Origin of the sequence: Halobacillus sp. GSS1 (assembly GCF_017307035.1) — a bacterium.
Classification (GTDB): domain Bacteria; phylum Bacillota; class Bacilli; order Bacillales; family Halobacillaceae; genus Halobacillus; species Halobacillus litoralis.
Map to the genome: position 1 here is coordinate 42,425 of NZ_JAFLHE010000001.1, position 25,764 is coordinate 68,188.

General features: G+C 43.1%; 23 protein-coding genes. 16 read left to right on the top strand and 7 right to left on the bottom strand.

Translation table 11 applies throughout. From position 1 onward, the window contains the following. Positions 1–8: 8 nt before the first annotated feature. On the bottom strand, positions 9–848 hold the full coding sequence (locus tag J0K78_RS00240; protein WP_160912902.1) for a mechanosensitive ion channel family protein: 840 nt from the start codon (positions 846–848) through the stop codon (positions 9–11). 619 nt (positions 849–1,467) lie between these two features. Here J0K78_RS00240 and J0K78_RS00245 point away from each other — a divergent pair. The 6 genes from J0K78_RS00245 (at position 1,468) to J0K78_RS00270 (ending at position 9,543) form a co-directional block, all read left to right on the top strand. Beyond that, positions 1,468–3,225 (top strand): ABC transporter ATP-binding protein, encoded by a 1,758-nt coding sequence (locus J0K78_RS00245; protein ID WP_206944920.1) that lies wholly within the window; start codon positions 1,468–1,470, stop codon positions 3,223–3,225. Between the two features lie 13 nt (positions 3,226–3,238). Next, a complete protein-coding gene (locus tag J0K78_RS00250; RefSeq protein WP_206944921.1) occupies positions 3,239–5,071 on the top strand; it encodes an ABC transporter ATP-binding protein in 1,833 nt (610 codons plus the stop codon). Positions 5,072–5,902: 831 nt separating this feature from the next. After that, on the top strand, positions 5,903–7,264 hold the full coding sequence (locus tag J0K78_RS00255; RefSeq protein WP_206944922.1) for a cytochrome ubiquinol oxidase subunit I: 1,362 nt from the start codon (positions 5,903–5,905) through the stop codon (positions 7,262–7,264). Then, the gene (locus J0K78_RS00260) at positions 7,261–8,274 is read left to right on the top strand and encodes a cytochrome d ubiquinol oxidase subunit II (protein WP_206944923.1); all 1,014 of its coding nucleotides are present in this window, start codon (positions 7,261–7,263) and stop codon (positions 8,272–8,274) included. Before J0K78_RS00255 ends, J0K78_RS00260 begins: the two co-directional genes overlap by 4 nt. 153 nt (positions 8,275–8,427) lie before the next feature. Beyond that, positions 8,428–8,739: a YesK family protein gene (locus tag J0K78_RS00265; protein ID WP_206944924.1), complete on the top strand. Its 312-nt coding sequence runs from the start codon at positions 8,428–8,430 to the stop codon at positions 8,737–8,739. A gap of 138 nt (positions 8,740–8,877) precedes the next feature. Then, on the top strand, positions 8,878–9,543 hold the full coding sequence (locus J0K78_RS00270) for a potassium channel family protein (RefSeq protein WP_160912914.1): 666 nt from the start codon (positions 8,878–8,880) through the stop codon (positions 9,541–9,543). A gap of 226 nt (positions 9,544–9,769) precedes the next feature. Here the strand turns inward: J0K78_RS00270 and J0K78_RS00275 are convergent, their stop codons facing one another. The 3 genes from J0K78_RS00275 to J0K78_RS00285 all read right to left on the bottom strand — a co-directional run bounded on the left by J0K78_RS00275 (position 9,770) and on the right by J0K78_RS00285 (position 11,387). Beyond that, positions 9,770–9,907: a hypothetical protein gene (locus J0K78_RS00275; RefSeq protein WP_160912917.1), complete on the bottom strand. Its 138-nt coding sequence runs from the start codon at positions 9,905–9,907 to the stop codon at positions 9,770–9,772. 66 nt (positions 9,908–9,973) lie between these two features. Further along, entirely contained in the window at positions 9,974–10,369 is a 396-nt protein-coding gene (locus J0K78_RS00280) for a M67 family metallopeptidase (protein WP_206944925.1), read from the bottom strand. A gap of 1 nt (position 10,370) precedes the next feature. Beyond that, positions 10,371–11,387, bottom strand: coding sequence for a hypothetical protein (locus J0K78_RS00285; RefSeq protein ID WP_206944926.1), 1,017 nt, complete (start codon positions 11,385–11,387; stop codon positions 10,371–10,373). A 311-nt stretch (positions 11,388–11,698) separates the two neighbouring features. On the opposite strand from J0K78_RS00285, the gene J0K78_RS00290 reads away from it, so the two are divergent. The 5 genes from J0K78_RS00290 to J0K78_RS00310 all read left to right on the top strand — a co-directional run bounded on the left by J0K78_RS00290 (position 11,699) and on the right by J0K78_RS00310 (position 16,653). After that, positions 11,699–12,370, top strand: coding sequence for a BMQ_0737 family morphogenetic spore coat protein (locus J0K78_RS00290; RefSeq protein ID WP_206944927.1), 672 nt, complete (start codon positions 11,699–11,701; stop codon positions 12,368–12,370). Positions 12,371–12,495: 125 nt separating this feature from the next. Next, complete coding sequence (locus J0K78_RS00295; RefSeq protein ID WP_206944928.1) at positions 12,496–13,044, top strand: hypothetical protein; 549 nt, start codon at positions 12,496–12,498, stop codon at positions 13,042–13,044. A 1-nt stretch (position 13,045) separates the two neighbouring features. Then, complete coding sequence (locus J0K78_RS00300) at positions 13,046–13,321, top strand: hypothetical protein (RefSeq protein ID WP_206944929.1); 276 nt, start codon at positions 13,046–13,048, stop codon at positions 13,319–13,321. Between the two features lie 27 nt (positions 13,322–13,348). Beyond that, on the top strand, positions 13,349–14,731 hold the full coding sequence (locus tag J0K78_RS00305; protein ID WP_206944930.1) for a coiled-coil domain-containing protein: 1,383 nt from the start codon (positions 13,349–13,351) through the stop codon (positions 14,729–14,731). 200 nt (positions 14,732–14,931) lie between these two features. After that, positions 14,932–16,653, top strand: coding sequence for a pyruvate oxidase (locus tag J0K78_RS00310; protein ID WP_206944931.1), 1,722 nt, complete (start codon positions 14,932–14,934; stop codon positions 16,651–16,653). A 43-nt stretch (positions 16,654–16,696) separates the two neighbouring features. Here J0K78_RS00310 and rnjA read toward each other — a convergent pair whose 3' ends face one another. Both rnjA and J0K78_RS00320 read right to left on the bottom strand, forming a co-directional pair. Next, complete coding sequence (gene rnjA, locus J0K78_RS00315; protein WP_160912931.1) at positions 16,697–18,367, bottom strand: ribonuclease J1; 1,671 nt, start codon at positions 18,365–18,367, stop codon at positions 16,697–16,699. Positions 18,368–18,370: 3 nt separating this feature from the next. Beyond that, on the bottom strand, positions 18,371–18,580 hold the full coding sequence (locus J0K78_RS00320; protein WP_160912697.1) for a DNA-dependent RNA polymerase subunit epsilon: 210 nt from the start codon (positions 18,578–18,580) through the stop codon (positions 18,371–18,373). Positions 18,581–19,019: 439 nt separating this feature from the next. Here J0K78_RS00320 and J0K78_RS00325 point away from each other — a divergent pair, with 439 nt between their 5' ends. Beyond that, positions 19,020–19,796 carry a Cof-type HAD-IIB family hydrolase gene (locus J0K78_RS00325; protein WP_206944932.1) on the top strand — a complete coding sequence of 259 codons (777 nt, stop codon included), beginning with the start codon at positions 19,020–19,022 and terminating at the stop codon, positions 19,794–19,796. A gap of 542 nt (positions 19,797–20,338) precedes the next feature. Here the strand turns inward: J0K78_RS00325 and def are convergent. Then, positions 20,339–20,893, bottom strand: coding sequence for a peptide deformylase (def, locus tag J0K78_RS00330; RefSeq protein ID WP_206944933.1), 555 nt, complete (start codon positions 20,891–20,893; stop codon positions 20,339–20,341). Positions 20,894–21,119: 226 nt separating this feature from the next. Between def and J0K78_RS00335 the strand changes: the two genes are divergently transcribed. The 4 genes from J0K78_RS00335 (at position 21,120) to J0K78_RS00350 (ending at position 25,764) form a co-directional block, all read left to right on the top strand. Next, complete coding sequence (locus J0K78_RS00335; RefSeq protein ID WP_370550772.1) at positions 21,120–21,806, top strand: YkyA family protein; 687 nt, start codon at positions 21,120–21,122, stop codon at positions 21,804–21,806. 567 nt (positions 21,807–22,373) lie between these two features. Continuing rightward, entirely contained in the window at positions 22,374–23,456 is a 1,083-nt protein-coding gene (gene pdhA, locus J0K78_RS00340; RefSeq protein ID WP_305037799.1) for a pyruvate dehydrogenase (acetyl-transferring) E1 component subunit alpha, read from the top strand. A gap of 3 nt (positions 23,457–23,459) precedes the next feature. Beyond that, on the top strand, positions 23,460–24,437 hold the full coding sequence (locus tag J0K78_RS00345; protein ID WP_089652751.1) for an alpha-ketoacid dehydrogenase subunit beta: 978 nt from the start codon (positions 23,460–23,462) through the stop codon (positions 24,435–24,437). 28 nt (positions 24,438–24,465) lie between these two features. Further along, the gene (locus tag J0K78_RS00350; RefSeq protein WP_206944936.1) at positions 24,466–25,764 is read left to right on the top strand and encodes a dihydrolipoamide acetyltransferase family protein; all 1,299 of its coding nucleotides are present in this window, start codon (positions 24,466–24,468) and stop codon (positions 25,762–25,764) included.

Genomic DNA, 25,764 nt, shown 5'->3' on the forward strand with positions numbered 1-25,764 from the left:
TTTTGTATTTAGGATTCTTTTTGAACAAATACTTGGTGTGGGAATGGAATTTCAATATCCGCAGCATCCAAGGCTTCTTTCATGGCTTTTCTCATATCACGTTCAACGGCCCATTGTTCCATATTTTCCGTTTTACCGAGAATGCGAATCACGACATCGGATGACCCAAGACTCTGAACACCGAGTACGTTCGGACCTTCCACAAAACGCTCGTCCTCTGCGAATTGATCGGCGACTTTTTGAAGAACAGCCAGCGCTTCATCGATATTTTCATCATAACCGATGCCAATGTCCACAAGGGCGCGCATATTGCCGCGGGAATGATTGGCGACACCGACGATGTTGCGGTTCGGAACAAAGTTCAATGTCCCATCAAAGCTGCGGATCTTCGTCGTACGAATACCCACTTCTTCCACCACTCCGTCATAACCACCGGCAGTTACGTAATCATCCACCTCAATCTGGCGTTCGATCAGCAGGAAGAATCCAGTAACGATATCAGAAACAAGACCTTGTGCTCCGAACCCGATCGCTAAACCAAGAATTCCAGCTCCGGCAAGCAATGGACCAATTTCAATATTCACGGCACTGAGAAGCATCATCACCAATATAAAAAGCAACGTATAAGAAAACAGGTTCACAGAAATCTTCTGTAACGTCTTATTTCTTCCTTCTGCAATATTACGCTGCTGACTCATGCGATTGATCGCTGCCTCAATCGCTTTCGTACCTACAGGTTTGATAATCGCAAAGGCAATGAGAATGACCGCGATTTTCAGACCTCCTGTGATCAGCCATTCGATAAGTACATCAAAATTAAAACTTAATCCTTCTTCAAATAAGTTCATGAATAAACTCCTTTCCTTCTTCCGGTCTCCTCTAATAGAATATCGGAATCCGACATTAAAATTCAACGTTTTACATTTAAAGACACAAAATTTTAATCCGGCTATATAGCAAAGTAAGGGAAGATGAGGCAAGGAACACAAATATGAAGAAGGTATAGAAGGCAATTCATCTCCATAAGAATGGAAGAGTTGTGTATTAGTATTGAGAAAACTCAGGGGAAATCCATAGCTTTCCTAATCAAAATTCTTTCTCTTACTGAAAAAAATGTGAAAGTCACTGATAAAACGACGAAAGAAACCGATAAAAGATTAAAAACCACGGATAAATAAATCAGAGTTATCCATGAAATACTGTGCTCAAGAATTCCTGGCTGGGAGCTATCCTGGTCATCCTCTTTAGAGGACGCGATTCACCTTCATTATAGACCCCCCTGAATATTCGTACTTAGAGTGACGTTTGGTCTTACACTATTTCATTACATCAAGCTCTACAACTTTAGAAGGAGGGAAAATCATCCTCTAGATAGAAAATTTTAAAAATTATTGCAAATGGGTAGATATTTATTTCGGAACCCGATATATTTAATATTACGTTAAAAAATAAGAAGGAGGGAAACCTTTGGATACGTTTAAAAAACTAAAGGCCTTTTACTGGCCGTATCGAAATTATTTCTTTTGGTCCTTGTTTTCATTATTCTTTGTGACCATCATTACCGTCGTCTATCCAATCGTGTTGAAGGTGACCATCGATGATGTCGTTCTCGCTGAAGAGTACAGTCTCATTCCCTATATATGTACCGCATTTATCGCACTCATGATCATCAAAGGGTTCGCTACATATTACCACCAGTATTTAGGGGACTTCTTCGGAATCCGTTCCGTATTTACGATGCGTGATGAGTTGTACAAAAAGCTCCAACGCCTTCCTTTCCGCTATTATGACAATGCGAAGACAGGAGATTTGATGTCGAGACTTACAGCAGATGTGGAAGGATTTCGTTTCTTCCTCTCCTTTGGATTTTCGGAACTTATCCGCATCTTCCTTTTGATTGTAATCAGCTTGAGCGTGATGTTTTATTTCTCCGTCCCCCTCGCCCTTGTCACAATGGCTGCGATGCCGTTTTTGGCCCTTGTGGTGTACCGTTTCGATCGTAAGGTCCACCCGGCTTTCCGGAAGATTCGGAAATCATTCGGGAAGCTGAATACAAGAGTACAGGAAAATATCAGCGGGATGAATACTGTTAAATCTCTTTCGAGAGAGGAGTTTGAGATCGGACGATTTTCGAACAGAAGTGAAGATTACCGAACCAAGTTCATTACAACCTCCAACATATGGGCCCGTTACTTTCCACTGATGGAGTTTATCGGCAACGTATCCGTTGTAGCTCTGCTGGCTTACGGGGGCTCCATGGTTATGAACAATACGATGCAGTTAGGTGAACTGGTCGCCTTCTTTAGTCTCGTTTGGTATATCCTTGGGCCTTTGATGAACTTAGGTTTCGTCATTAACCTTTTCTCACAGGCGAAAGCTTCTGGTGAACGGTTGCTTGAAATTTTAGAGGCAGACGAAGAAATTAGTGAGAAGGATGAAGCGATTCATCAAGATCGTTTGCAAGGTCATGTGACATTCAATGATGTCACCCTCACGTACGTTGAAGATGACGATTCTGCATTGAAAGATATAAGCTTTGATGCACCTCCTGGCAAAACGATCGGACTGATTGGAGCTACAGGGTCAGGAAAAACGAGTATCACTCAATTGATCACCCGATTTTACGAACCGGAAAAAGGGGAAGTTCTCGTCGATGGTCGTCCGGTCCAGGAGTATGGCTTGAAAAGTCTGCGCAAGAATATCGGCTTTGTTTTACAGGAGTCTTTCCTTTTCTCAACGACCATTAAAGAAAACATCGCTTATGGAAATCCCGACGCGACGATTGAAGATGTCATAGATGCCGCCAAAAGAGCCCAGGCTCATGAATTTATCATGGAGATGCCTGACGGCTATGACACCCTTTTAGGGGAGCGGGGCATGGGTCTTTCCGGAGGTCAAAAGCAACGGATTGCCATAGCACGTGCGATTCTTATTGATCCAGCAATTCTCGTGTTGGATGACGCAACGTCTGCTGTTGATATGGAAACAGAGTTCAAGATTCAAAAAGCATTGCAGGAAGTGATGAGAGGTCGTACGACATTCATCATTGCCCACCGTATTTCTTCATTGAAACATGCCGATGAAATCATCGTACTTGAAGACGGTGCCGTCAAGGAACGTGGCGTGCATGAGGACCTTCTTACAAATGGAGGACCTTATCAACGAATCTACGATATTCAATATCAGGACAAAGAGAAAATTTTAAAGACATCTAATATTTCATAAAAGGAGGGAGACCATGGCTCGCAAACCCAAGCATGAACCAGAAACGAGCACCCATTTGAATCGATTTAAATATACGCAGGACCAGGCGATTGAGAAGCCGTTCAACTGGGCTCAAATGTGGCGGCTGCTCAAGTACTTGAAGCCCTATGCCAAAACATTGCTGCCTGTTGCGATCATTGCGATGCTCGTATCCACGATCGTGAGACTGGTTGTTCCCGTTTTAATTGGTCAAGTAGCCATCAACATGGCGATTGCTGATGGGAACACCAATCTATTGATCCAACTTGTGGTTGGAATTGCCATCATGTATTTACTCAGCTATATCGGCAATGCACTTAGAATTAAATATGTGAACATTCTCGGTCAGAATGTGATCTATGACTTGAGGCAGCATTTATTTTCCCACGTCCAACGACTTTCGCATAAGTTTTTTGACTCAAGGTCCGCGGGTTCTATCCTCGTCCGGATCATGAACGACATTAACTCCCTGCAGGAATTGTTCACGAATGGGATCATCAACCTGCTGATGGACGTGGTCATGTTGACAGGAATTGTCGTCATTCTTTTAGTCTTCAGTCCAAAACTTGCCCTGGCGATTCTAGTCATTCTGCCGATCATGTTTTATATATCAACGAAGCTGCGCCGTAATATTCGCCGCTCCTGGCAGAACGTACGGATTCAACAATCGAGGCTGAATTCGCATTTGAATGAAAGCCTCCAGGGGATTCGCATTACTCAATCTTTTTCTCAGGAAAAAGAAAATATAGAGTACTTCAATGGTGTGAATACGGATAACTTCGAATCCTGGAACACAGCTTCAAGGAAAAGTGCCATGTTCCGTCCATTTGTTGAGATGAGCAATGCGGTTGGAACGGTCATCCTAGTCGCGTATGGTGCTCACTTAATCCTGGAGTCCAGTATCCTGGTAGGGGACTTCGTCATGTTCGCTTTCTTCCTTGGTATGTTCTGGGAGCCGATTTCCCGTTTAGGACAGATGTATAACCAGCTCCTGATGGCTATGGCTGCTTCTGAGAGGATTTTTGAATTCCTGGATGAGGAACCAAACGTGGAGGAGAAGAAAGATGCCATTGAGCTGAAAGACATGAGGGGACATATTGAATTTGATCATGTCCAATTCGCCTACGATTCTAAGCGCATCGCCCTTCACGACATCAACCTTGAAATGAAGGAAGGGGAGACCGTCGCTCTTGTCGGTCATACAGGGTCCGGAAAGTCGACAATCGCGAACTTAATCAGTCGTTTCTACGATCCGACCAAGGGAGCAGTCAAAATTGATGGGGTAGACCTGAAGAATGCCACGATTGATAGTGTCCGTCAGCAGATTAGTGTGGTCCTGCAGGATACGTTCATCTTCTCAGGTACAATTATGGAAAACATCCGTTTCGGACGCCCGGATGCTTCCGATGAAGATGTCATCGAAGCGGCAAAAGTCGTTGGAGCAGATGATTTTATCCAGCGTCTTAATAACGGTTATGAAACAGAAGTCGAAGAGCGGGGAAATATCCTTTCTGCCGGTGAGCGACAGCTCCTGTCCTTCGCCCGTGCGCTCCTTGCCAACCCAAGAATTCTCATTTTGGATGAGGCAACGGCAAGTATCGATACAGAAACCGAACTTAAAATCCAGCAGGCGCTTCGTAAACTGCTGAAAGGACGGACAGCGATCATGATTGCCCACCGCTTGTCCACGATACGAGAAGCAGACAACATTTTCGTCCTTGAAAATGGACGCATCCTGGAACAAGGTTCACATGATGAACTGATGGATCAGGAAGGCGAGTACTACGACCTTGTAAAAGCCCAGTTCCAAATGCTTGATGCTATATAATGCTTCAAAAAGACACCGGTTAGCGGTGTCTTTTTTTGTTCAACTAAATGGCAGTTTTCTTGAAGACTCAGTTTCGAGATGTTTGGGGGCTTCGTTTGCCATATTTGGAGTCAGGGGTGGCTGGGAAGCTACTCGCTTTCCTGTGGGGGAGTGCCGAGCTTCCTCGGGCTACGCCCTGCGGGATCTCGCCGATCTCCTTTCTCCCACGGGAGTCTCGCAGCTTCCCAGCCACCCCATTCGATAAAGGGGATAACGAACCCCTTTGCCAAGTTGGAAGGTCTTCCTCTATCCCGATTGTTGTAAGCATAAAACGCTCTGTATCAAGCTTTTAGGGTTCAATCACCCCGGCATGGGAGTTTCATGCTTATACTCCCATCAAACTGAAAAGCTGAAGATTGGAAAGTGGTTTCGGGATAGTTATATAGCAAAGGGGCGGAGGGGAATGGCGAGACTCCTGCGGGAAAAGAGTGCTTAGTGAGACCCCACAGGACGCAGTCCGAGGAGGCTCACCGCGCTCCCGCGGAAAGCGAGCTATTCCCCGTAGCCCCCATCCACTCAACAAAAGTCTCGAAACTGAGTCTTCCACTAAAGGGAGCTATAGTAAGAAGGAGTGTGTTTGTAATTGCTATTCTTAAGTTACATGGATGTAGCAATGGGGAAGAGGAGAAATAGGCATAATGTTCGACACTAGGAAGATGTTGGGGTAATATTTTCATATAATAGACACTTTGTGAAGGATGTCACAAAATCGTCAACAACCATCTGACCATGAACCGTTTTCAAGCTTTATACTAACGGTAGTATGACCGATTTTAGTTAGGGGGAAGAAAGATGTTTGGTTTTGAAACCGTTGAATTGAGCCGGGCGCTTACAGCTATGACACTGCTTTTCCATGCGATTTTTGCGACGCTTGGTGTCGGCGTTCCTGTACTCGTATCGATTGCCGAGCTCATCGGAATTAAGAAAAAAGATCCACACTATACATTGCTTGCCCGCAGGTGGACACGCGGCTATACGATTACTGTAGCTGTCGGAGTAGTAACAGGTACGGCGATCGGCCTGCAGTTATCATTAATTTGGCCAAGTTTTATGCAGTTGGCAGGGAATGTCATTGCGTTGCCGCTTTTCATGGAAACGTTCGCGTTTTTCTTTGAAGCGATTTTCCTTGGCATTTATTTATATACATGGGACAGGTTTAAGAAACCAATCTATCACTGGATCTTATCCATACCTGTGGTCATCGGGGGGACGTTGTCCGCTTTTTTCATTACCACAGTCAATTCTTTTATGAACACACCTCAGGGTTTCGAAATGGAGGATGGACGCTTTACAGCGGTTGACCCAATAGCGGCAATGTTCAACCCTGCAACCCCGACCAAAGTGTTTCATGTGATTTCCTCTTCCTATTTAACAGCCGCTGCGGTACTTGCAGGTATTGCGGCCTTCATTATTCTCGTGAAAAAAGGGTCGTTATATCATAAAAAAGCGTTGAAGCTTACGGTTACGATGACGTTTCTATTTGCGATTCTGACAGCTGTTGCCGGCGACTTTTCTGCTAAATTCCTTGCTGAATACCAGCCGGAAAAATTGGCGGCAGGGGAGTGGCATTTTGAAACAGAGGAAGGGGCGGACCTTGTTGTATTTGGTACGTTGAATGAAAACAATGAAGTAGAGAATGCGATTCGGATCCCGAATGCGTTGAGTTTTCTTGCACACGGCGATTTTAATGCAGAGGTTGAAGGGTTAAATGAAACTCCGGAAGAGGAACGGCCACCTCTATGGATCCACTACATGTTCGACCTTATGGTCAGCATCGGATTCTACACACTCGGCATTTCACTTCTATTCCTCATTTTTTGGAAGATTAAAAGATGGAACGAATACAACCCGCTTCTGTTATGGGGCATTGTAGCTACAGGTCCTCTGACCATGTTTGCGATCGAGTTTGGCTGGATTTACGCAGAAGTAGGACGCCAACCGTGGATTTTACGTGGATTCATGACCGTTGCAGAAGGTGCGACAACCTCTCCGTATGTATTCTCGATGTTCATTCTTTTTGCGGCAGTGTACCTCGTGCTCGCTATGGGATGTCTTATGACATTACGGAAAATATTCAAAGGAAAACCGGCTGAATTGGAATTGGAACACCGTTATCCTCAGACAGCCGCTGCAAGCAGGGAGGGTGACTCATGAGTTATGAATTGATAGGAATTACCGTTCTCTGGCTCTTTCTTTATGGATATTTGATCGTTGCTTCCGTTGACTTCGGTGCTGGTTTCTTTGCCTATTATGCACGATTGACGAAGAAAGACCATTTGATCAATCAGCTGATTTCCCGGTATTTATCCCCTGTCTGGGAAGTGACCAACGTCTTCTTTGTCTTCTTTTTTGTAGGACTCGTTGGGTTTTTTCCGGATATGGCCTACTATTTTGGACAAACGCTTTTGATTCCTGGAAGCATCGCTATTGTCCTGCTCGCAATCAGAGGGTCCTTTTATGCATTTGAAAACTATGGATCGAAAGATAATTCTCTTTATATGTTCCTGTATGGAGCGACAGGTCTGCTCATCCCGGCTTCTCTTTCTACGGCGTTAACGATATCCGAAGGTGGATATATTGAAGAGACGGCTAACGGTGTCCAACTCCTTTACGGAGAATTAATCTCAAGTCCATATTCATGGAGTGTTGTTTTTCTAGCGATCGTCAGTGTCCTTTATATCAGCGCCATGTTTCTTGCCTACTATGCCAACCGGGCAGGAGATCAACCGGCGCTTGAAATCCTTAGAAAATACGCGTTATTCTGGAGTTCTCCCACGATCATTGCCAGTCTTACGACATTCATAGCACTCAGTCAGCAGAATATGGATCATTTTCAAAGAGCCATTGAATTATGGTGGGTATTCGGAATCTCGGTAGCCTTTTTCATGATTGCTGTCTTTCTCGTCTATCAAGGGAAGTATTATGGATGGGCCTTTATTGCTGTCATGATTCAATTTTTCATCGCCTTCTTCGGATATGGAGCCTCTCATTTACCGTATTTGCTTTACCCTTACGTTACCATTACCAGTGGTGTGACCAACGATTCTATGGCTATCGCTTTAGTGATCGTTTTTATTGCAGGACTGTTATTGTTGATACCATCACTCTTCCTGTTAATGAGACTCTTCCTATTCGACGCAGACTATGTAAAAGGGAAAAAATAAACGCACGATCTGAAAAGCATAGAGTCTATGGACTCTATGCTTTTTGTTTGAAAAAAAGTGCTCTGTTGAAACAAAATCGATTTCGTATCGTATAAGGTTTCTATAATCGGTTTTAGTAGAGAACTCAAATCCTAATGAAAAGGAGATACTCTTATGATGCTTTATGGACCTTTCCTCGTATCTTTAGTACCAGGAATCATAGGATTAACACTCTCATGGTGGTTCAGTAAAAAAGACTTTTCCCTATGGATCAGGATGTTACCCGGATGCTTGTTAACAATTGCTGCTGCCATACTTTTTTATCACGGTTATGTTAACATAAGGGGCTTTGAAGGCGCAGCCTATGGCATTCCAGGTTTCTTTTTCATCATTTTTTCTCTCCTTTCTTTTATAATAGGAGCAAAAATGAAGAGCTCTGCTAAAGAAAAAAGAACGAGAGACCCCATCGATTTCAGGTCCTCATGAGAAAGGGCAGGAATTGAGCTTTCAGGAATAGAGGCATCCTTGGATGATCTCATATGAATATAGAGATTTCATATGTTGTGATAGGGTGAATGTGATAAAATAAAGCATAGAATTTGCGAGACAGTTGGGGGTAGACGTATGAAAAAAGAATTCGCCGTCATCGGTCTCGGCCGGTTCGGGGGCAGCATCTGCCGTGAATTGAGCCGTGAGGGCATGGAAGTACTTGCTCTTGACCTTGATGAAGATAAAGTAAACGAATACCGGGATATTGCATCACATGCCGTCATAGCTGATTCAACCGATGAGTATGTATTGAAAGAGCTCGGGTTCCGTAACATCGATCATGTCATTGTAGCCATAGGGGACAATATCCAGGCCAGCATGCTGACGACATTGATTCTAAAAGAAATGGGCATCAAAATGATTACGGTCAAGGCCCAAAATGATTACCATGAAAAAATCCTCAATAAAATAGGAGCCGATCAAGTCGTTCACCCGGAACGTGATATGGGTAAACGAATCGCTCATAACATCATCTCGAATAACATCCTTGATTATATCGAGCTTTCTGATGACCATAGTGTCGTTGAAGTGAAAGCAGGAAGCAAAATGGGTGGTCAAACCCTCGTAGATCTTGATATCCGTGCAGAGTATGGATGTAACGTCGTTGCGATTAAACGGGACAAGGATGTGATTGTCTCCCCAATGGCAACGGAAGAAATTAAAGAAAGTGATGTGCTGATCGTCATTGGTGCCGATAAAGATATCAGTCGTTTTGAAAAGAACCTGGTATTAGAGGATTAGGCCGTGGATCCTGCCAAAAAAATATACAAAGAAAAGGAAGAGGACGCAGTGTACCGATGGCGTCTTCTTCCTTTTTTTATCATCTTATATGGAGAATTCATTTGGATTATTCATATAGACTTCTTGTTCCCAGGGATGTCTTAATCCCATGAGATGAGAAAGAGTCTCTTTGGATTATGATACATAAATAAGAACGCTCAATTCCTCTCATTCGGAGGCGAGTGGATTAGGTTCTTTTTTTACCACAGCATCCGCCACGTGGACGAACGGTTTTACTGGAAGATGTGTTAATGACAATTGGTTGGTTGGAAGCTCTCATAAAAGGCTTGTTTTGAACTTGTCTTTTCACATTTCTGGCTTTCACGTTTACCTCTCCTTAACCTTGATAGTTTATTATAATCAAAAAAGGTTGAATGGGAAGGGCAGGTGTTTATTCTATGGAAAAAGGGTGTTCGTCATAAGTAAAATTCTTAATGGAATAACATTTTACCGTTGGAGGGCTGGTTTTATAGGAGATAATCAGCATTTTAACCTCATCATCCGCATGATTCTTAAGATCATAAAAGGAAGGAACTGGTGCTGTGGTTGGGTGAGAGTGATAAACGCCCAGCACCGTCTGATTGATTGCTGTTATTCTCTCTAATGTCTCTTCGACGACCTTCTTACTCACATAAAAGCGATGAGGCGACTTCCATTCATTTTCTAACGGCCATAACTTTTGAATATCGCTGGGACCTTCACCAGTGAGTAGACCACACGTTTCATACGGGAGAGCTTCAGAGCCTTGGCGAACCATTTGATCATATAAATCCTTCAGTATTATCATATCAGCTGTTCCACCGCTGGAAAATAGAAAACAGGGAACGTTCCTTTTTCTTCATGGATTCACTACTGGAATTTGAATGATCTTTGGTTTCTATTTGATTATTTTCACTGTTCGATTCATTTCTCTTTATACTTGGTTTCTTTGCTTCTGCATGGTAAATGGCCATTTGTGCGGATTCTGGTTTCATCAATTGAAATTGAATATTCGTTTTCCTTGTGGTCTTCTCTTTGTTTATTCCGACGTGGGCGGTTTCTTTATCGTTTTTTTTTGAGTTTGCCTTTATCGTTGTCTGCTGGTTGAAGTCGAACTGAGGGTTGACGTAAGTTTTTGATTTTCCAGCTTTGGCTCTCGTCGGTTTAGGAAACGATGAGGGGCCTTGGAACCCCTGGGTACTAACAGAGTAGTTTTGCTGGTAGGACGTATAGGGATGTTGGTGACTCATTGGCTGATGGTAATCATTTCGTTGTGGTGAGATCCTCTTTGATTGAAGCATATTTTGAAGCTTCCGAAAATCGGATGTTTGAACTTTTCCTTTTTGGTTCGCAGGGTGTTCAGCAACAGGGATTTCCTTCTGATGTTCAACGGTTTGCATTTGCTGCTTCAACTGCTGGATTTCCTGAGTCAAACGAGTGACCTCGTTCACTTCCTCTGCTTTTTTAGCAGACCCTTGATTATCCATGAAACGATTCATTTTCTCCATTAAATCATGGACTTGAAGACGGTCCATTTTCTCTTTAATAAAGTCGATGTCTTTTTGCAATCCGTTCACTGTTTCCTTCACGGATTGTATTTGAGCAGCGAGTTGTTGGGATCTCTGCTCGGCGTTGTAATGGTATTCATCCATTTTCTTTAAAACTCCTTCTGTTTGATTCTTAGAATCATGTGATTCTTGTTTGATAAGAAGGTAGTCATCGATGACATTGGTTTTCTGTAGTGATTGCAGCATCTCTTTATAAAGCGACAATTTTTCCAGTTTAGATTCTAGTTCTTTTGAGTTGTTCGGACGTTTTTGATCCATCACTCATCACCCTTTTCAAGCACATTAATATACTATTTTTGTGTTTCCAATACGTGACATATGTGCCGGTTATTTCGTAAATTCCGCAATTGTATTCGTGTACTAATCATTGTATGCCTTGAAAAAAGGATTATTTTAGATTTTTCTTTTTACAAGGACAGTCACAGCCATCCATGTCCATGAATCTACTATAGGTGTTCGCACAAAATGCTAAAACGTACGAAATATCAGCATTTGCACTAGACCCATCGGTACATCCGTTCATATGCTACGAATGAAAGAAAAATCTTATTCGGAGGTGTTTGCATACCATGCAAGCAAAAAATCTTACTGGGGGCCAGGAGCTCCTATGTATCAACACAGAAAAAGTTTATGATTGGATTATCAATGAAGCGACTTTCGATTTGAGTGTCGATGGACTTGAACTACCAGTCGGTCCAGATGGGGGTCAGTTGACATGTGATGATATCGTCATCGATTCAGTAACATGTGAAGTGGAACCTATTGATGTCGAGGTTCTTGGGCGAGTAGATCAGGAACTTGTTGTAGATGGTACGTTGCTGACTTTGCAGCTTGTCAACATTCGTAAAAACTTTGAAGTGACCATTTCTGTTGAACTTACACCTGAATTAGGTGGAGGAACCGTTGAGGTTGGAAGCGCTACATTCACGCGCTGTGAGCAGGTTCTTCTTTGTGCACCAGAAGGCACAGACATTGATGTGGATTACACAGACTTGAGCTGCTTCGTTTGCACAGCTTCTTGTGTAGAAAACGGAACAGAAGTCGACGAGCTTGATGTTGATGTGACTGTACGTCTATGCCAAAGCATTCAGTCCACATACGATGTCACACTTGAAATCGTAGCAGAGTTCTGCCAACCGCGTGATATTCTTCCTATCCCGCCTTGCCCGACTCCTACAATTCCACCACAATGCCCTGTATTGTTCCCAAATGTTGATGGCGACAATGGTGATGATGCTTAAGTATTAAGCATAGATTAAAAGAGAGGATCTGATCCTCTCTTTTTATTTTTGCAAAAAATGGTGAACCCTCAAACGGCGGGTCCCCCATTAATAGGAAGTCATGGAGACTAGAGGAGGTGGTCAAAGTGGAGGACAACATCTCACAATGGAAGAGGAAGAATGACCAGTATCTTCAATCCATTAAAGCGAAGGTTCAATCACTAAAAAAACACCAGGCTCCATCTACGTACTGTTATTTTACATATTCTATTCATTTTTCCCACGACCCAGCTCAAGAAAGCATGCTTATTGGAAGTTTTCATATTTATAATCATCAAATGGAACCCTTCCGTAACCCCTACATCTGCCTGAAGCTTAAAGAAGCTTCCATCCTTCGCTTTTCCGGAAAATATGTTTACAAGGACTCAACCATGAAAATGCGCATGCCGGGAGCCTGGGAAAGGATGAATGAAAAATCCGATAAAGAAGAGTTTTGGTTGAAGCCAATAGAGGTGAATCATATAGAGCCTGGCAACCTCTTATCGTTTAATAATTTCCAAATGAAATGGTCACCTCAAGAGAATTATACAGAGAGCATGAAAGGTTTTACGTATGGGGATGGATTTGAAAATGGCATCCCTTCTTTAAACCAAATTCATGTTAGTGGAATGAATGTGAGGGAGGGGGAAGGCTGAGGTGGATGACCTGGAACTCCAAATTTTAATGAAAAAGTATCTAAAACAATGGATGGTTCGTAAATTGGGAGAAGTAAAGGAAGGCGATACAGACAAGAGTTTCATGTTTTTGGATGGGGAGACCATTCATATGCTATTTATAATGATGATGTTCCATCAAGGACACTCCTGGAATAAACCTGTGGCTTCCGCTCCTTTAGATGATGAAAAATGGGAGTCCCTTATGGAAGAACAAGAAAAAAAGCTCAAGGACATTCTTGATTTGTTGGAGGAGTAAGTAGATTTGTTGATGGGAGGAATGAAAATGGAGAAAGACACAATCGTTCTTCAACAGAAAATCATTCATTTTAAGTCAGAACTCGCCAAATACAAAGAGAAAGTAAAGGATTATCAGGAAAATTACCATTATGCTCTATTAAGTAAATTAAAAAAGGAAAATGCTGAACTCTTGCAGGAGAATGAAGAACTGATTAAAGAAAAAGGGGTAGCCACAGAGGAAGCCCATCGCAGGATTCAAGGAATAGAATCCCAATTGTCAAATAGCGAGAAGCGTCAAGAAGCGTTACAAGAGGAAGCGGCTGTGTGGAGGGAAAAAGCGGAACGGTATCAAAAAAATTTTTCAGAGATTTCCCAACACCTTTCCTCAGCTAAAAAAGAAATCACTCAAGTCGAGTATCGGCTCAATAAGAAAGAAAAAGAACTGGAAGAGATAAAAATAGAGTGGAAAAAATCCATCCAGGAGTATGAAGAAAAAGCATCTGCACATGCGGCACGTTTGGCTGATCTATCCGGAGAAAACCAATCCTTGAAAGAAAGCATGGAAATGATCCTTCAAGAAAAAGACGAATTAAATGGAAAGGTCCAGGATTTAGAGTCTCAACAAGTGGAAAGAGACAAACAAATGAATACGTACAAGAAATCCTTAAATCAGGCAGAAGAAACCTATGCTGAACTGATGAATAAACAGGAGAAACAGAAAGAAGAGTATTCAAAACTGAAAGCTGACTATGAAGATAAGGATAGAAAAATCAATAAACTCCTTGCTAAAAATGAATCGCAGGCAAGCAGGTTAAAGAATTCTTTAGAAGAAAAGTCCGAACAGCAGGCAACGATTCGACATTTAAAAAATGAGCTTGAAAAACGAAGTGCCACGAGTAAAGCGTTTGAGCAGAAATTGCCGACTTTACAAGATTCGATTCAAAAATTGAAGCAGGAAAAAGACAAATTAATGGGTCAGCAAAAAGCAAATGACCAATTGCTTCAACAATTTAAAAAAGAAAAAGAGCAGTTCGAGAAGAACAATCAGGTATACGAAAAGGAATGTCAGCAATGGAAGAAGAAGGAGGAAGAATGGGAGCAGACGAAAGGGCAGTTAGAAAAGAAATTATCTGCCGCCCGCTCGGAACTGGAGCAAAAAGAACACTCTTTGCACCAATGGAAGGCTGAGAATGAAAAACTGGTGAAACTCAATCAAAAATACTTGCATGCTTTTTCAAATGAAACAGGGGATGCTTCCGAAGATATGATAACCTTTTTAGATGAGCAAATGAAAAAGATCCTTGGTCAGACTTTTGAATACGAAGAAGAACTGGATTCGAAAATTCTGTTTATGAAGTCTCTGGAGGAGAAAATTGATCAGCTGGGAAATGAAATACTCGAACTGGAAGATAAGGAGAATAAAAAGTAGTTCAGAAAGCGCTTCGAATGATTATTCGAAGTGCTTTTTTTATTTCATCAGTAAATATATCGAAAATGAGAAACGATAAGAGCAGATAGGCAGCACAAAGGTGATTAGGTTTGCGCATCCATCTTTTTGTTTAAGAAAAGCGGGAAAAGGAAATAAGAAAGGTTATAGAAGATAATATGGAGCTTGAAAGGATGATTTAGATGTTCAATAAACGAACAGGTGAAGTCATGACACAACAACTCATTAATTGGGGTGTCGATCACATATATGGTATGCCGGGAGATTCCATCAACGAGTTAATCGATGATTTAAGGAAAAGGCAGGATGAAATTGAATTCGTCCAAGTCCGCCACGAGGAAACCGGAGCCCTGTCAGCAGCTGCTTATGCTAAACTGACAGGAAAAATCGGAGTTACAGCCGCTATCGCTGGACCTGGAGCGGTTCACTTACTTAACGGCCTTTATGATGCCAAAGCGGACAGCGCGCCTGTTCTTGCGATTGTTGGACAAGTGCATAGTGAAGAAGTAGGGACAGGGGCATTCCAGGAAATCAACTTGGAGAGAATGTTCGATGATGTCGCAGTATTCAACCGCCGGGCAGAGACGGAAGCACAGCTCCCAGACCTGCTTGACCAGGCTATTAAAGAAGCCTACGCACATAAAGGGGTATCTGTCCTGATTGTCCCTGATGATTTATTCGCGGCCAAGCAGACAGATGAGGTTCGCCTCACTTCCGGAGATTATTATAGACCAGAAATTTTCCCTTCACAAAAACAATTAAACGAAGCAAGACAACTTATTGAAAAAGCAGAAAAGCCGATCATTTTGGCGGGTCAGGGAACGAGAAATGCCCCGAATGAACTGATCGATTTTGCCGAGTCGATTAAAGCTCCCATTATTTTAAGTCTGCTTGCAAAAGGAGTGATTCCTGATAATCATCCCTACTGCCTCGGACAGCATGGTCAAATCGGTACAAAGCCGGCTTACCATGCCATGAAGGAAACGGACCTGCTGATTCTCGTAGGCACACAGTTTCCATACCGTGATTTCCTACCTGATGATGTCGCAGCCATTCAAATCGACAATAAGCCTGAAAACCTTGGGAAATATTATCCCATTGAAGTCGGGCTTGCTGGGGACAGTAAAGAAACAATGGCCGCTCTTGCCAAGCTTACGGCTCCTGTTGAAAAGAGAGAGTATCTGGAGTATTACCAGGAAAAAATGAATGACTGGAGAATCGCTCTTCAAGAGGAGAAAAGATCCACGGATAACCCATTACATGCTCCTCAAGTGATGTATGAACTTGAAAAGCATATGGAACCAGGAGCTATTATCTCTGGCGACGTAGGCAATGTGACCGTATGGCTTTCCCGCTTCCTGCATCTCGTGAACCAAAAGTTCGTTTTGTCTGGCTGGTTGGCAACGATGGGAAGTGGACTTCCTGGAGCGATTGCAGCGAAAAAAGCGTATCCGGATAAACAGGTAATCGGAGTTTCCGGTGATGGTGGATTCTCCATGGTGATGCATGATTTTGTGACGGCTGTCAAATATGAGCTGCCGATCAAGATGATCGTGCTGAACAATAGTAAAATCGGTATGATTAAGTACGAACAAGAACAGATGGGGCATTTGAATTATGCGACAAACTTGGGAGAAGTGGACTTCGCTAAGTTTGCGGAAGCTTGTGGGGGAGAAGGCTATCGAGTGGAGTCCTATGAGGAGCTCTCTACAAAAATGAAGCAGGCTTTCGTCTCCGAAAAACCTGTACTGATTGATGTCGTTATTGAAGACCAGGCGCCACTTCCTGGGAAGATTGATTATCAGTCAGCCGTAAACTTCTCCAAGTATATCGTCAAAGAATTTTTTGAAACAGGGAATCTCGACTTACCGGACATGAAAAAAGCATTGAAACGACTGACATAAAAAAGAAATCCCCGCTGGAAATCCAGCGGGGATTTTTTTAAGGTCACACTTCCATAATGATTGGAAGGATCATCGGACGACGCTTCGTCTTTTCAAATAAGAACGGAGCAATGGTATCTGTGATTTCATTTTTGATCTCAGACCATTGAGTCGTACGACGCTCCATCACTTTTTCAACATGGGAGCTGACGAGATTCTGTGCTTCTTTGATCAAGTCTTCTGATTCTCTCATGTAGACGAATCCACGGGAGATGATATCAGGACCTGATGCGATCTTGAATTCTTTCATGTTGATACTGACGACTACGATGACAAGACCTTCTTCAGAAAGAATTCTACGATCACGAAGGACGATGTTACCGATGTCACCAATTCCGCTTCCGTCAACATAGACAGAGCCGGACGGGATTTTACCTGCGACACTTGCTTCCTCTTTACCAAGAGCAAGGACGTCACCATTATCCATGACGAAGCAGTTCTCAGGCTCGACGCCACAATCATGGCTGAGCTTCGTGTGCTCCTTCAGCATGCGGTATTCCCCGTGAATCGGCATAAAGAATTTCGGTTGGATCAAACGAAGCATCAGCTTCATTTCTTCCTGACTACCGTGACCGGATGTGTGGATGTCATTCAATGGGCCGTGGATGACATCGGCACCGGCGCGGTAGAGTTTATTAATCGTACGGCTGACACTGATCGTGTTTCCAGGGATTGGGGAAGAAGAGAACACGACGGTGTCGCCTGGTTGAATTTGAATTTGACGGTGAGTACCGTTGGCGATACGTGACAGGGCAGCCATTGGTTCACCTTGTGAGCCTGTACAAAGGATCACGACTTCATTTGCTGGAAGTCGGTTGATCTGCTGGGCATCAATGAATGTATCCTTAGGGGCACGGATATATCCAAGTTCCTGACCGATTCGGATGGAAGATTCCATGCTTCGTCCGAAAACAGCCACTTTACGGCCTTTCTTAACGGCAGATTCCACCACTTGTTGAAGACGGTGGATGTTTGATGCAAAGGTTGCAAAGATTAATCGACCATCATCCATACGCGAAAAGATGTCATCGATACTTTGTCCTACGATTCGTTCGGACTTAGTAAAACCAGGAACTTCTGCATTGGTACTATCGGATAATAGGGCAAGCACGCCTTCTTTACCGATTTCAGCCATCTTAGCAAGATCAGCTGGTTCTCCTACAGGGGTGAAGTCGAATTTGAAGTCCCCTGTGTGTACGACGTTTCCTGGTGGAGTTTTAACTACCACACCGTAGGAATCAGGGATACTGTGCGTCGTACGGAAGAACGATACGGATGTTTTACGGAATTTGATGACATCGTCTTCCTGAATGGGATTCAGTTTCGCATTCCGCAAGAGACCGTGTTCATCCAACTTATTGCGGATAAGGCCGAGCGCCAATTTGCCCGCATAAATTGGAATATTGATTTCACGCAGCAAGTAAGGAATTCCACCAATGTGGTCTTCGTGACCGTGCGTAATGAACAGCCCTTTGATCTTGTCTTGATTTTGGACGAGGTACGTATAATCCGGAATAACATAGTCGATACCGAGCAGCTCGTCTTCCGGGAATTTAATACCAGCGTCAATGAGGATGATTTCGTCTTGGAATTGTACTCCGTACGTGTTTTTACCAATTTCACCGAGTCCGCCAAGGGCGAATACGGCTGTCTGGTCATTTTTTACGAATTTCATAAGTTAAAAATTCTCCACTTTGAAATCTTCGGATTGCTTTTCATATTCAAGATGATCCTCATCAAGCACCTGAATATATTCAATATTGAATCCTTCATTTTTTAATTTTTCACGAACTTGTCTTTCTGTTTCCGCTTCCACGTACATGCTGTCTGTACGTTCACGGACAGGAACTTCGCTCGCAAGTTCCTGATAAAGTACTTTAAATATCATTACTCTATCGCTCCTAACTAGATATAATTTCCACATTCTTGTCCTGTCATCATCATAGCACGTTTGTTTCGTCTATGGGAATGATAATGGTATGTGCGGGTGCTCGGTACACCCTTAAACAATGGTTTACGCGTATGTTTTTCGTTTCATGAAATCTTTCCAACGTTTTCTAAGCTTCCTTCGTAGACGCTTCATCATCTGCATCTATCCCCTTTCATACTTAAAGAAGAAAACAAAAAAACGTTAAACCGCCCAATCCCTGTTATCTCTAGTATAATACGGTTTGTGGAAGAATGAAACATTTACATATTAGATTTTGTATATATCGTGTGTTTTTCTTCTCAAACCTATCCACTCATGCTACAGTATAGCCAAAGAGTGGGGTATGCTATGATACATAAGAGAAATTGTACGCAGGCCGACGAGGAGGAACAAAGAAATGACGAAAAAAATTGCTTTTTTTGATATTGATGGAACACTACTAGATCACGATAAAAAACTCCCGGAGAAAACGAAGGCAGCGATCCAGGCACTCAAAGATGAAGGGGTTTACTGTGCCATTGCAACCGGACGGGCTCCATTTATGTATAAGAAGCTGAGAGAAGAACTTGGAATCGATTCCTTTGTAAGTTTCAATGGGCAGTATGTCGTTTTCGAAGGAAAAGAAATCTACACCAATCCTTTGTCTGAACCAGAACTGGAGCGCCTTCATAAGCATGCAGAGCACAACAACCATCCGATGGTCTTCATGAACCATGAAGAAATGAAAGCTTCCGTTCCCGATCACGATCATATTGAAGAGAGCCTGGGTACGCTATATATCGAGCACCCTAGTGCTGATGCCTCTTTTTTCAAAGGGAGAAACATTTATCAGTCCCTTTTATTCTGTGAAGGTGATGAAATCGAAGAATACAAAGAAGCTTATGATTCCTTCGATTACATCCGTTGGCATCCCGTTTCCTGCGATGTCCTTCCTAAAGGTGGGTCAAAAGCAGAAGGAATTAAAAAGATGATTGAAGCAGCAGGTCTTCATATGGAGGACACCTACGCCTTTGGCGACGGCTTGAACGATATCGAAATGATTCGTGAAGTTGGAACAGGAGTCGCGATGGGAAATGCCGTTCCTGAAACGAAAGCAGTCAGTGATTTTGTAACGAAAGATGTCGGTGAAGACGGACTCTCCCATGCCATTTATGAACTAGGATTGTTGAAATAACCTTTCTTCTACTAACTGGAGGAGGGACAGTTTCGAGATGTTTATGAAGTGGATGGGGGCACCGGGGAATAGCTCGCTTTCCGCGGGAGCGCGGTGAGCCTCCTCGGACTGCGTCCTGTGGGGTCTCACCAAGCACTTTTTTCGCGCAGGAGTCTCGCCATTCCCCTCCGTCCCTTTACCAAGGAGGATTCTCGAAACAACTTCTAAAAGATCAGCTTGAATGATGAAGTGATATGAATCATTACGGATAGCCAGAACTTAAAGCTTGATATATATCGCATTATGCTGCTTAGAGGAGGAGAGTAAGAGATACTTACCTGTGCCCGGTATAGGGGTTCGTTTCTCTTTACAACGAATGGGGTGGCTCTCCAGCCAGTCCGTCCCCGCAGGAAAGCGAGTAACTTCCCAGCCACCCTTGACGCTCAATCTAGGCAACGAACCTAGAGATATCTCGATCCTCAGTCTTCAAGAAAAGAGAACTTATTTGGAAGAAGGTAAAAGTGAAAAAGCTCCACCGTCATTGACGGTGGAGCTTTTGGTTTTTATCGATCGGCAGGTGTGGCGTTTTCAGGTTCTTTAAATGGATTCTCCTGATCAATGTGATCATAAAACATGATTCCATGGAGATGATCGATTTCATGCTGAAACACGATAGCAGCATAATCTCTCAAGCGCAGCTTCACATCATTACCTTCAAGATCTGTAGCTTTTACAGTAATACGTCTATAGCGTGGAACATATCCAGGCACTTCGCGATCGACGGACAGACATCCTTCTCCTGTAGAAAGGTACGTCTTTTCCACTGAATGACTGACAATGCGAGGGTTGAATAAACCGTAGCTGTATAACTTATCTTTCAAATCCGTGAAATGGACCGCAAGCATCCGCTTATTTACATTGATTTGCGGTGCAGCTAAGCCGACACCCGGACGGAGTCCGTAACGGTTACAAACTTGCTCATCCTGACTATTTTTCAAGTACTGGATCATTTCTTCTAACGTTTCTTTATCCTCCTCAGAAGGGGGGAGGGGCACTTCCTCCGTCACTTGACGCAAGGCAGGGTGACCTTCACGAACAATATCGTCCATTGTGATCATTAAGCAACATCCTTTCAGACTATACATTTTCAAAAAAAGCTCTACCTCATTGATTTCAGTATTTATAATGAATGGAATAATGAGCTCTCTCAAATAGACCTTTTTCATCTCTATGTCAATGGTAACATATGTGAAAATGGTACTTTCAATTTGATATCATTTATTATACTATTGTAGATACGTTTAGATTACAATAATGTTTCACGGAATTCGAGGGGGAAAAGGTGTGCGATTACATAAGCTAGTGGTGCTCCTGGCAGTAGCAGCTTTCTTGTCTGCCTGTACAGGTCAGTCAGCAGAAGAACAGATTTATGAACATCTTGAAAAAGCGGTGACGTTAGAAGATGCTTTCCGCGAACAGCAGCAACCGATGGTGGATCTTGAGACAGAAGAACAACAATTATATGAGGAAATCATCAATTTGAACATGGATCAATTTGATGAAATCGAGGAGAAGTCCAAGCAGGCGGCTTCCATTGTTGAAAAACGAAGAGAAAAGCTTGAACTTGAAAAAGAGAGCATCGATTCAGCAAAAGAGGAATTCGATGAAATTGAACCTTTAATTGAGGATCTGGACGAAGAGAACGCAGAGGCCAAAGATAAAGCAGAGCAATTAGTCGAAACTATGAATGCTCGGTACGATTCATACCAGGATTTATATTCAGCTTATGACGAAGCATTGACTTTGGATGCCAAACTCTATGAGATGATGCAGAACGAGGATTTGAAAGAAGAAAAGCTCCAAGAGCAAATCGATAAGATTAATCAAAAGTATAATGAAGTGATTGAACAGAACGAGACGTTCAACAAACATACAGAAGAGTATAATAAATTGAAAAAAGAACTTTATGAAGCCATGGAACTTGATGTTACTTATGAACAGCAAGAAGAATCCTCAACTTCAGAAGAGTAGAGGGGAAACCGTTGACGACCATTCGTCAGCGGCTTTTTATTTGAAGCGATGCTCATCAGACATTGGACAAGCTCAATCACTTACCTCCTTTATCCAATAAGGTGGTCAATCTTTTCACTTGCCCTCCACCCTTTCTTTTATTAATGAAGGAAACGCAGGAATGAGACACATTATGTCCCCGGGGTCAAACAATTCAGTTGATTGTATAGAAGAAAAAACGTAAGATTAATACAGGCTTAATTTTGTGGTGATACAGTATTGTGTTCTGAAATAACAAAATAAGTCATTTTTCGACTGCTGTAAGAAGCCTCTAAGACTATGTATAGATATTATGTAGCGAAGTGATTGACGAATGATGACGATTTGAGCTAAACTACATAATGGATTGACATTGTACCATTGAATCTTACTTGAAGAATGTAACAGTTTCTATAAACGTCCCTGCATGATTAATAAAGAAGTGTTCAGGGTAAAACGTAAAGAGCAAATCGGTACAGTTTTTTTTCATAATTGGGAAAGCTACTCACAGCATCCATTTTAAAATACGAAAGGAAAGGGTGAATGACTTTGAAACGAACTCTTGAGAACATTGAAAATCAGTTCGAAACGTTTCAAATCCTTAACGAAGAAGGCGAAATCGTAAACGAAGATTTTATGCCTGACCTATCTGATGAAGATCTGAAAGAAATTATGCGCCGTATGGTATATACGCGTATTCTTGACCAGCGTTCTATCGCGCTTAACCGCCAGGGACGTCTTGGTTTCTACGCTCCAACTGCTGGGCAGGAAGCGTCTCAGCTTGGAAGCCAATTTGCATTGGAGAAGGAAGACTTTATTCTTCCAGGATACCGTGATGTCCCACAATTGATCTGGCACGGTCTTCCGCTTTACCAGGCATTCCTATTCTCCCGCGGACACCATAAAGGGAACCAAATGCCTGAAGGTGTGAACGCAGTGAGCCCGCAAATCATCATCGGTGCACAAATCACGCAGACAGCCGGTGTTGGTCTTGGTTATAAAAAACGTGGTGAAAATGCTGTAGCAATCACATATACAGGTGATGGCGGTGCATCCCAGGGTGACTTCTATGAAGGTATCAACTTTGCTGGTGCTTTCGGTGCCCAAGCGATTTTCGTTGTTCAAAACAACCGTTTCGCGATTTCTGTACCTGTTGAGAAGCAGTCTGCAGCGCAAACAATTGCTCAAAAAGCAGTGGCTGCCGGAATCGAAGGCATTCAGGTAGACGGCATGGACGTACTTGCTGTTTATGCCGCAACGAAAGATGCTCGTGAGCGTGCTGTAAACGGTGAAGGTCCGACATTGATCGAGACACTTACTTATCGTTACGGCCCACACACAATGGCCGGAGACGATCCAACTCGTTACCGTACGGAAGATGAAGACAACGAGTGGGAGAAGAAAGATCCAATCGTTCGTTTCCGTAAGTTCCTTGAAGCGAAAGGCCTATGGTCTGAAGAGGAAGAAAACGAATTGATCGAAAAGACAAAAGAAGAAATTAAAGCAGCAGTAAAAGAAGCTGACAATACTCCAAAACAAACGGTTACCGATTTAATCGGTATCATGCATGAGGAACTTCCTTCTAACTTGAAAGAGCAGATGGAAGAATACAAGGAAAAGGAGTCGAAGTAAATCATGGCACAAATGACAATGATCCAAGCCATCACAGACGCGATGCGCACAGAACTTAAAAATGATGAAAACGTGCTTGTTTTCGGTGAAGACGTTGGTCAAAACGGCGGAGTATTCCGTGCGACTGAAGGTCTTCAAAAAGAATTCGGCGAAGATCGTGTATTTGATACACCACTAGCTGAATCCGGAATCGGCGGTATGTCCATCGGGCTTGCTCTTACAGGCTTCCGTCCGGTACCTGAAATTCAATTCTTCGGTTTCGTATACGAAGTTATGGACGCAATCAGCGGTCAAATGGCTCGCTATCGTTACCGCTCTGGTGGTACTCGTCCAATGCCGATTACTGTTCGCTCTCCATTCGGCGGTGGCGTACACACACCAGAACTTCACGCAGACAGCCTTGAAGGTCTAATGGCTCAGCAGCCTGGTCTTCGTGTGGTTATCCCATCTAATCCATACGATGCGAAAGGTCTTTTGATCTCTTCCATCCGTAACAATGATCCTGTCATCTTCCTTGAGCACATGAAGCTTTACCGTTCTTTCCGTGAAGAAGTGCCAGAAGAAGAATATACAGTGGATCTTGATAAAGCCGCAGTTAAGCGTGAAGGTACAGACGTTACCCTTGTTGCTTACGGTGCAATGGTTCACTCTTCTCTTAAAGCTGCAGAAGAGCTTGAGAAAGACGGAATCAGTGCAGAAGTCATTGACCTTCGTACTGTATCTCCAGTAGATTACGAAACAATCCTTGAATCTGTTAAGAAGACAAACCGTGCTGTTGTTGTCCAGGAAGCTCAAAAGCAAGCGGGTATCGCAGCGAACGTTGTTTCTGAAATTCAAGAAAAAGCCATCCTTCACCTTGAAGCGCCTGTATTGCGTGTAGCTGCACCAGACACTGTCTATGCATTCACACAAGCAGAAGAAGTATGGTTGCCAAATCACAACACGATCGTTGAAAAAGTCAACGACGTTATGAACTTTTAATCATCTCTAATACTAGGAGGTAATAACCGTGGCATTCGAATTTAAACTGCCTGATATCGGTGAAGGTATCCACGAAGGTGAAATTGCGAAGTGGTTCGTCAAGCCTGGCGACGAAGTAAAAGAAGACGATGTACTTTGTGAAGTACAAAACGATAAAGCTGTAGTAGAAATCCCTTCCCAAGTAGATGGAACGGTCAAAGACATCCATGTGGACGAAGGTGAAACGACTACAGTTGGAACAGTCATCATCACCATTGATGATGGATCTGAAGATGCTCCTGCTTCTGAAGAGCCTAAAGAAGAGCCGAAAGAAGAAAAAGAAGAAGCATCTAAAGATGAAAGCAAAGAAGAAAAAGCTGAACAACCAGCTGCATCTGCAAACGAAGGTGACGTTGATGAAGACCGCCGCGTTGTAGCGATGCCTTCAGTGCGTAAATTTGCCCGTGATAATGATGTTGACATCCGTAAAGTTCAAGGATCCGGCAAAAACGGCCGCGTTCTAAAAGAAGACGTTGAAAGCTTCATGAACGGCGGACAAGCTGAAGCAGCATCTGAAACTCCAGCAGAAGAGAAGCAGGAAGAAGCAGCTTCTACACAACAAGCAGCTCCAGCTGCAGGTGAAGCTTACCCAGAAACTCGTGAGAAGATGAGCGGAATCCGTAAAGCGATCTCCAAAGCTATGGTGAACTCCAAGCACACAGCTCCTCACGTAACGTTGATGGATGAAGTGGATGTATCTGAACTAGTTGCCCACCGTAAGAAGTTCAAAGCTGTTGCAGCTGAGCAGGACATCAAGTTGACTTACCTTCCATATGTTGTGAAGTCTCTTGTTTCCACTCTGAAGAAATATCCTGTTCTTAATACGTCAATTGACGACAATACGGATGAAATTATTCAGAAACACTATTATAATATTGGTATCGCTGCTGATACAGAGAAAGGTCTAATGGTTCCAGTCGTAAAAGATGCAGACCGCAAGTCCGTCTTCTCAATCTCAAGCGAAATCAACGAACTAGCTGTGAAAGCTCGTGACGGTAAACTATCATCTGAAGAAATGAAAGGTGCTTCCACTACAATTACGAATATCGGATCTGCCGGTGGCCAGTGGTTTACACCAGTCATCAACCACCCAGAAGTGGCGATCCTAGGTATCGGACGTATTGCAGACAAGCCAATCGTACGCGATGGTGAAGTTGTAGTAGCTCCAGTTCTTGCGATTTCCCTAAGCTTCGACCACCGTATCATCGATGGTGCGACAGCTCAGCACGCAATGAACAACATCAAGCGTTTACTGAACGATCCACAACTAATCATGATGGAGGCGTAA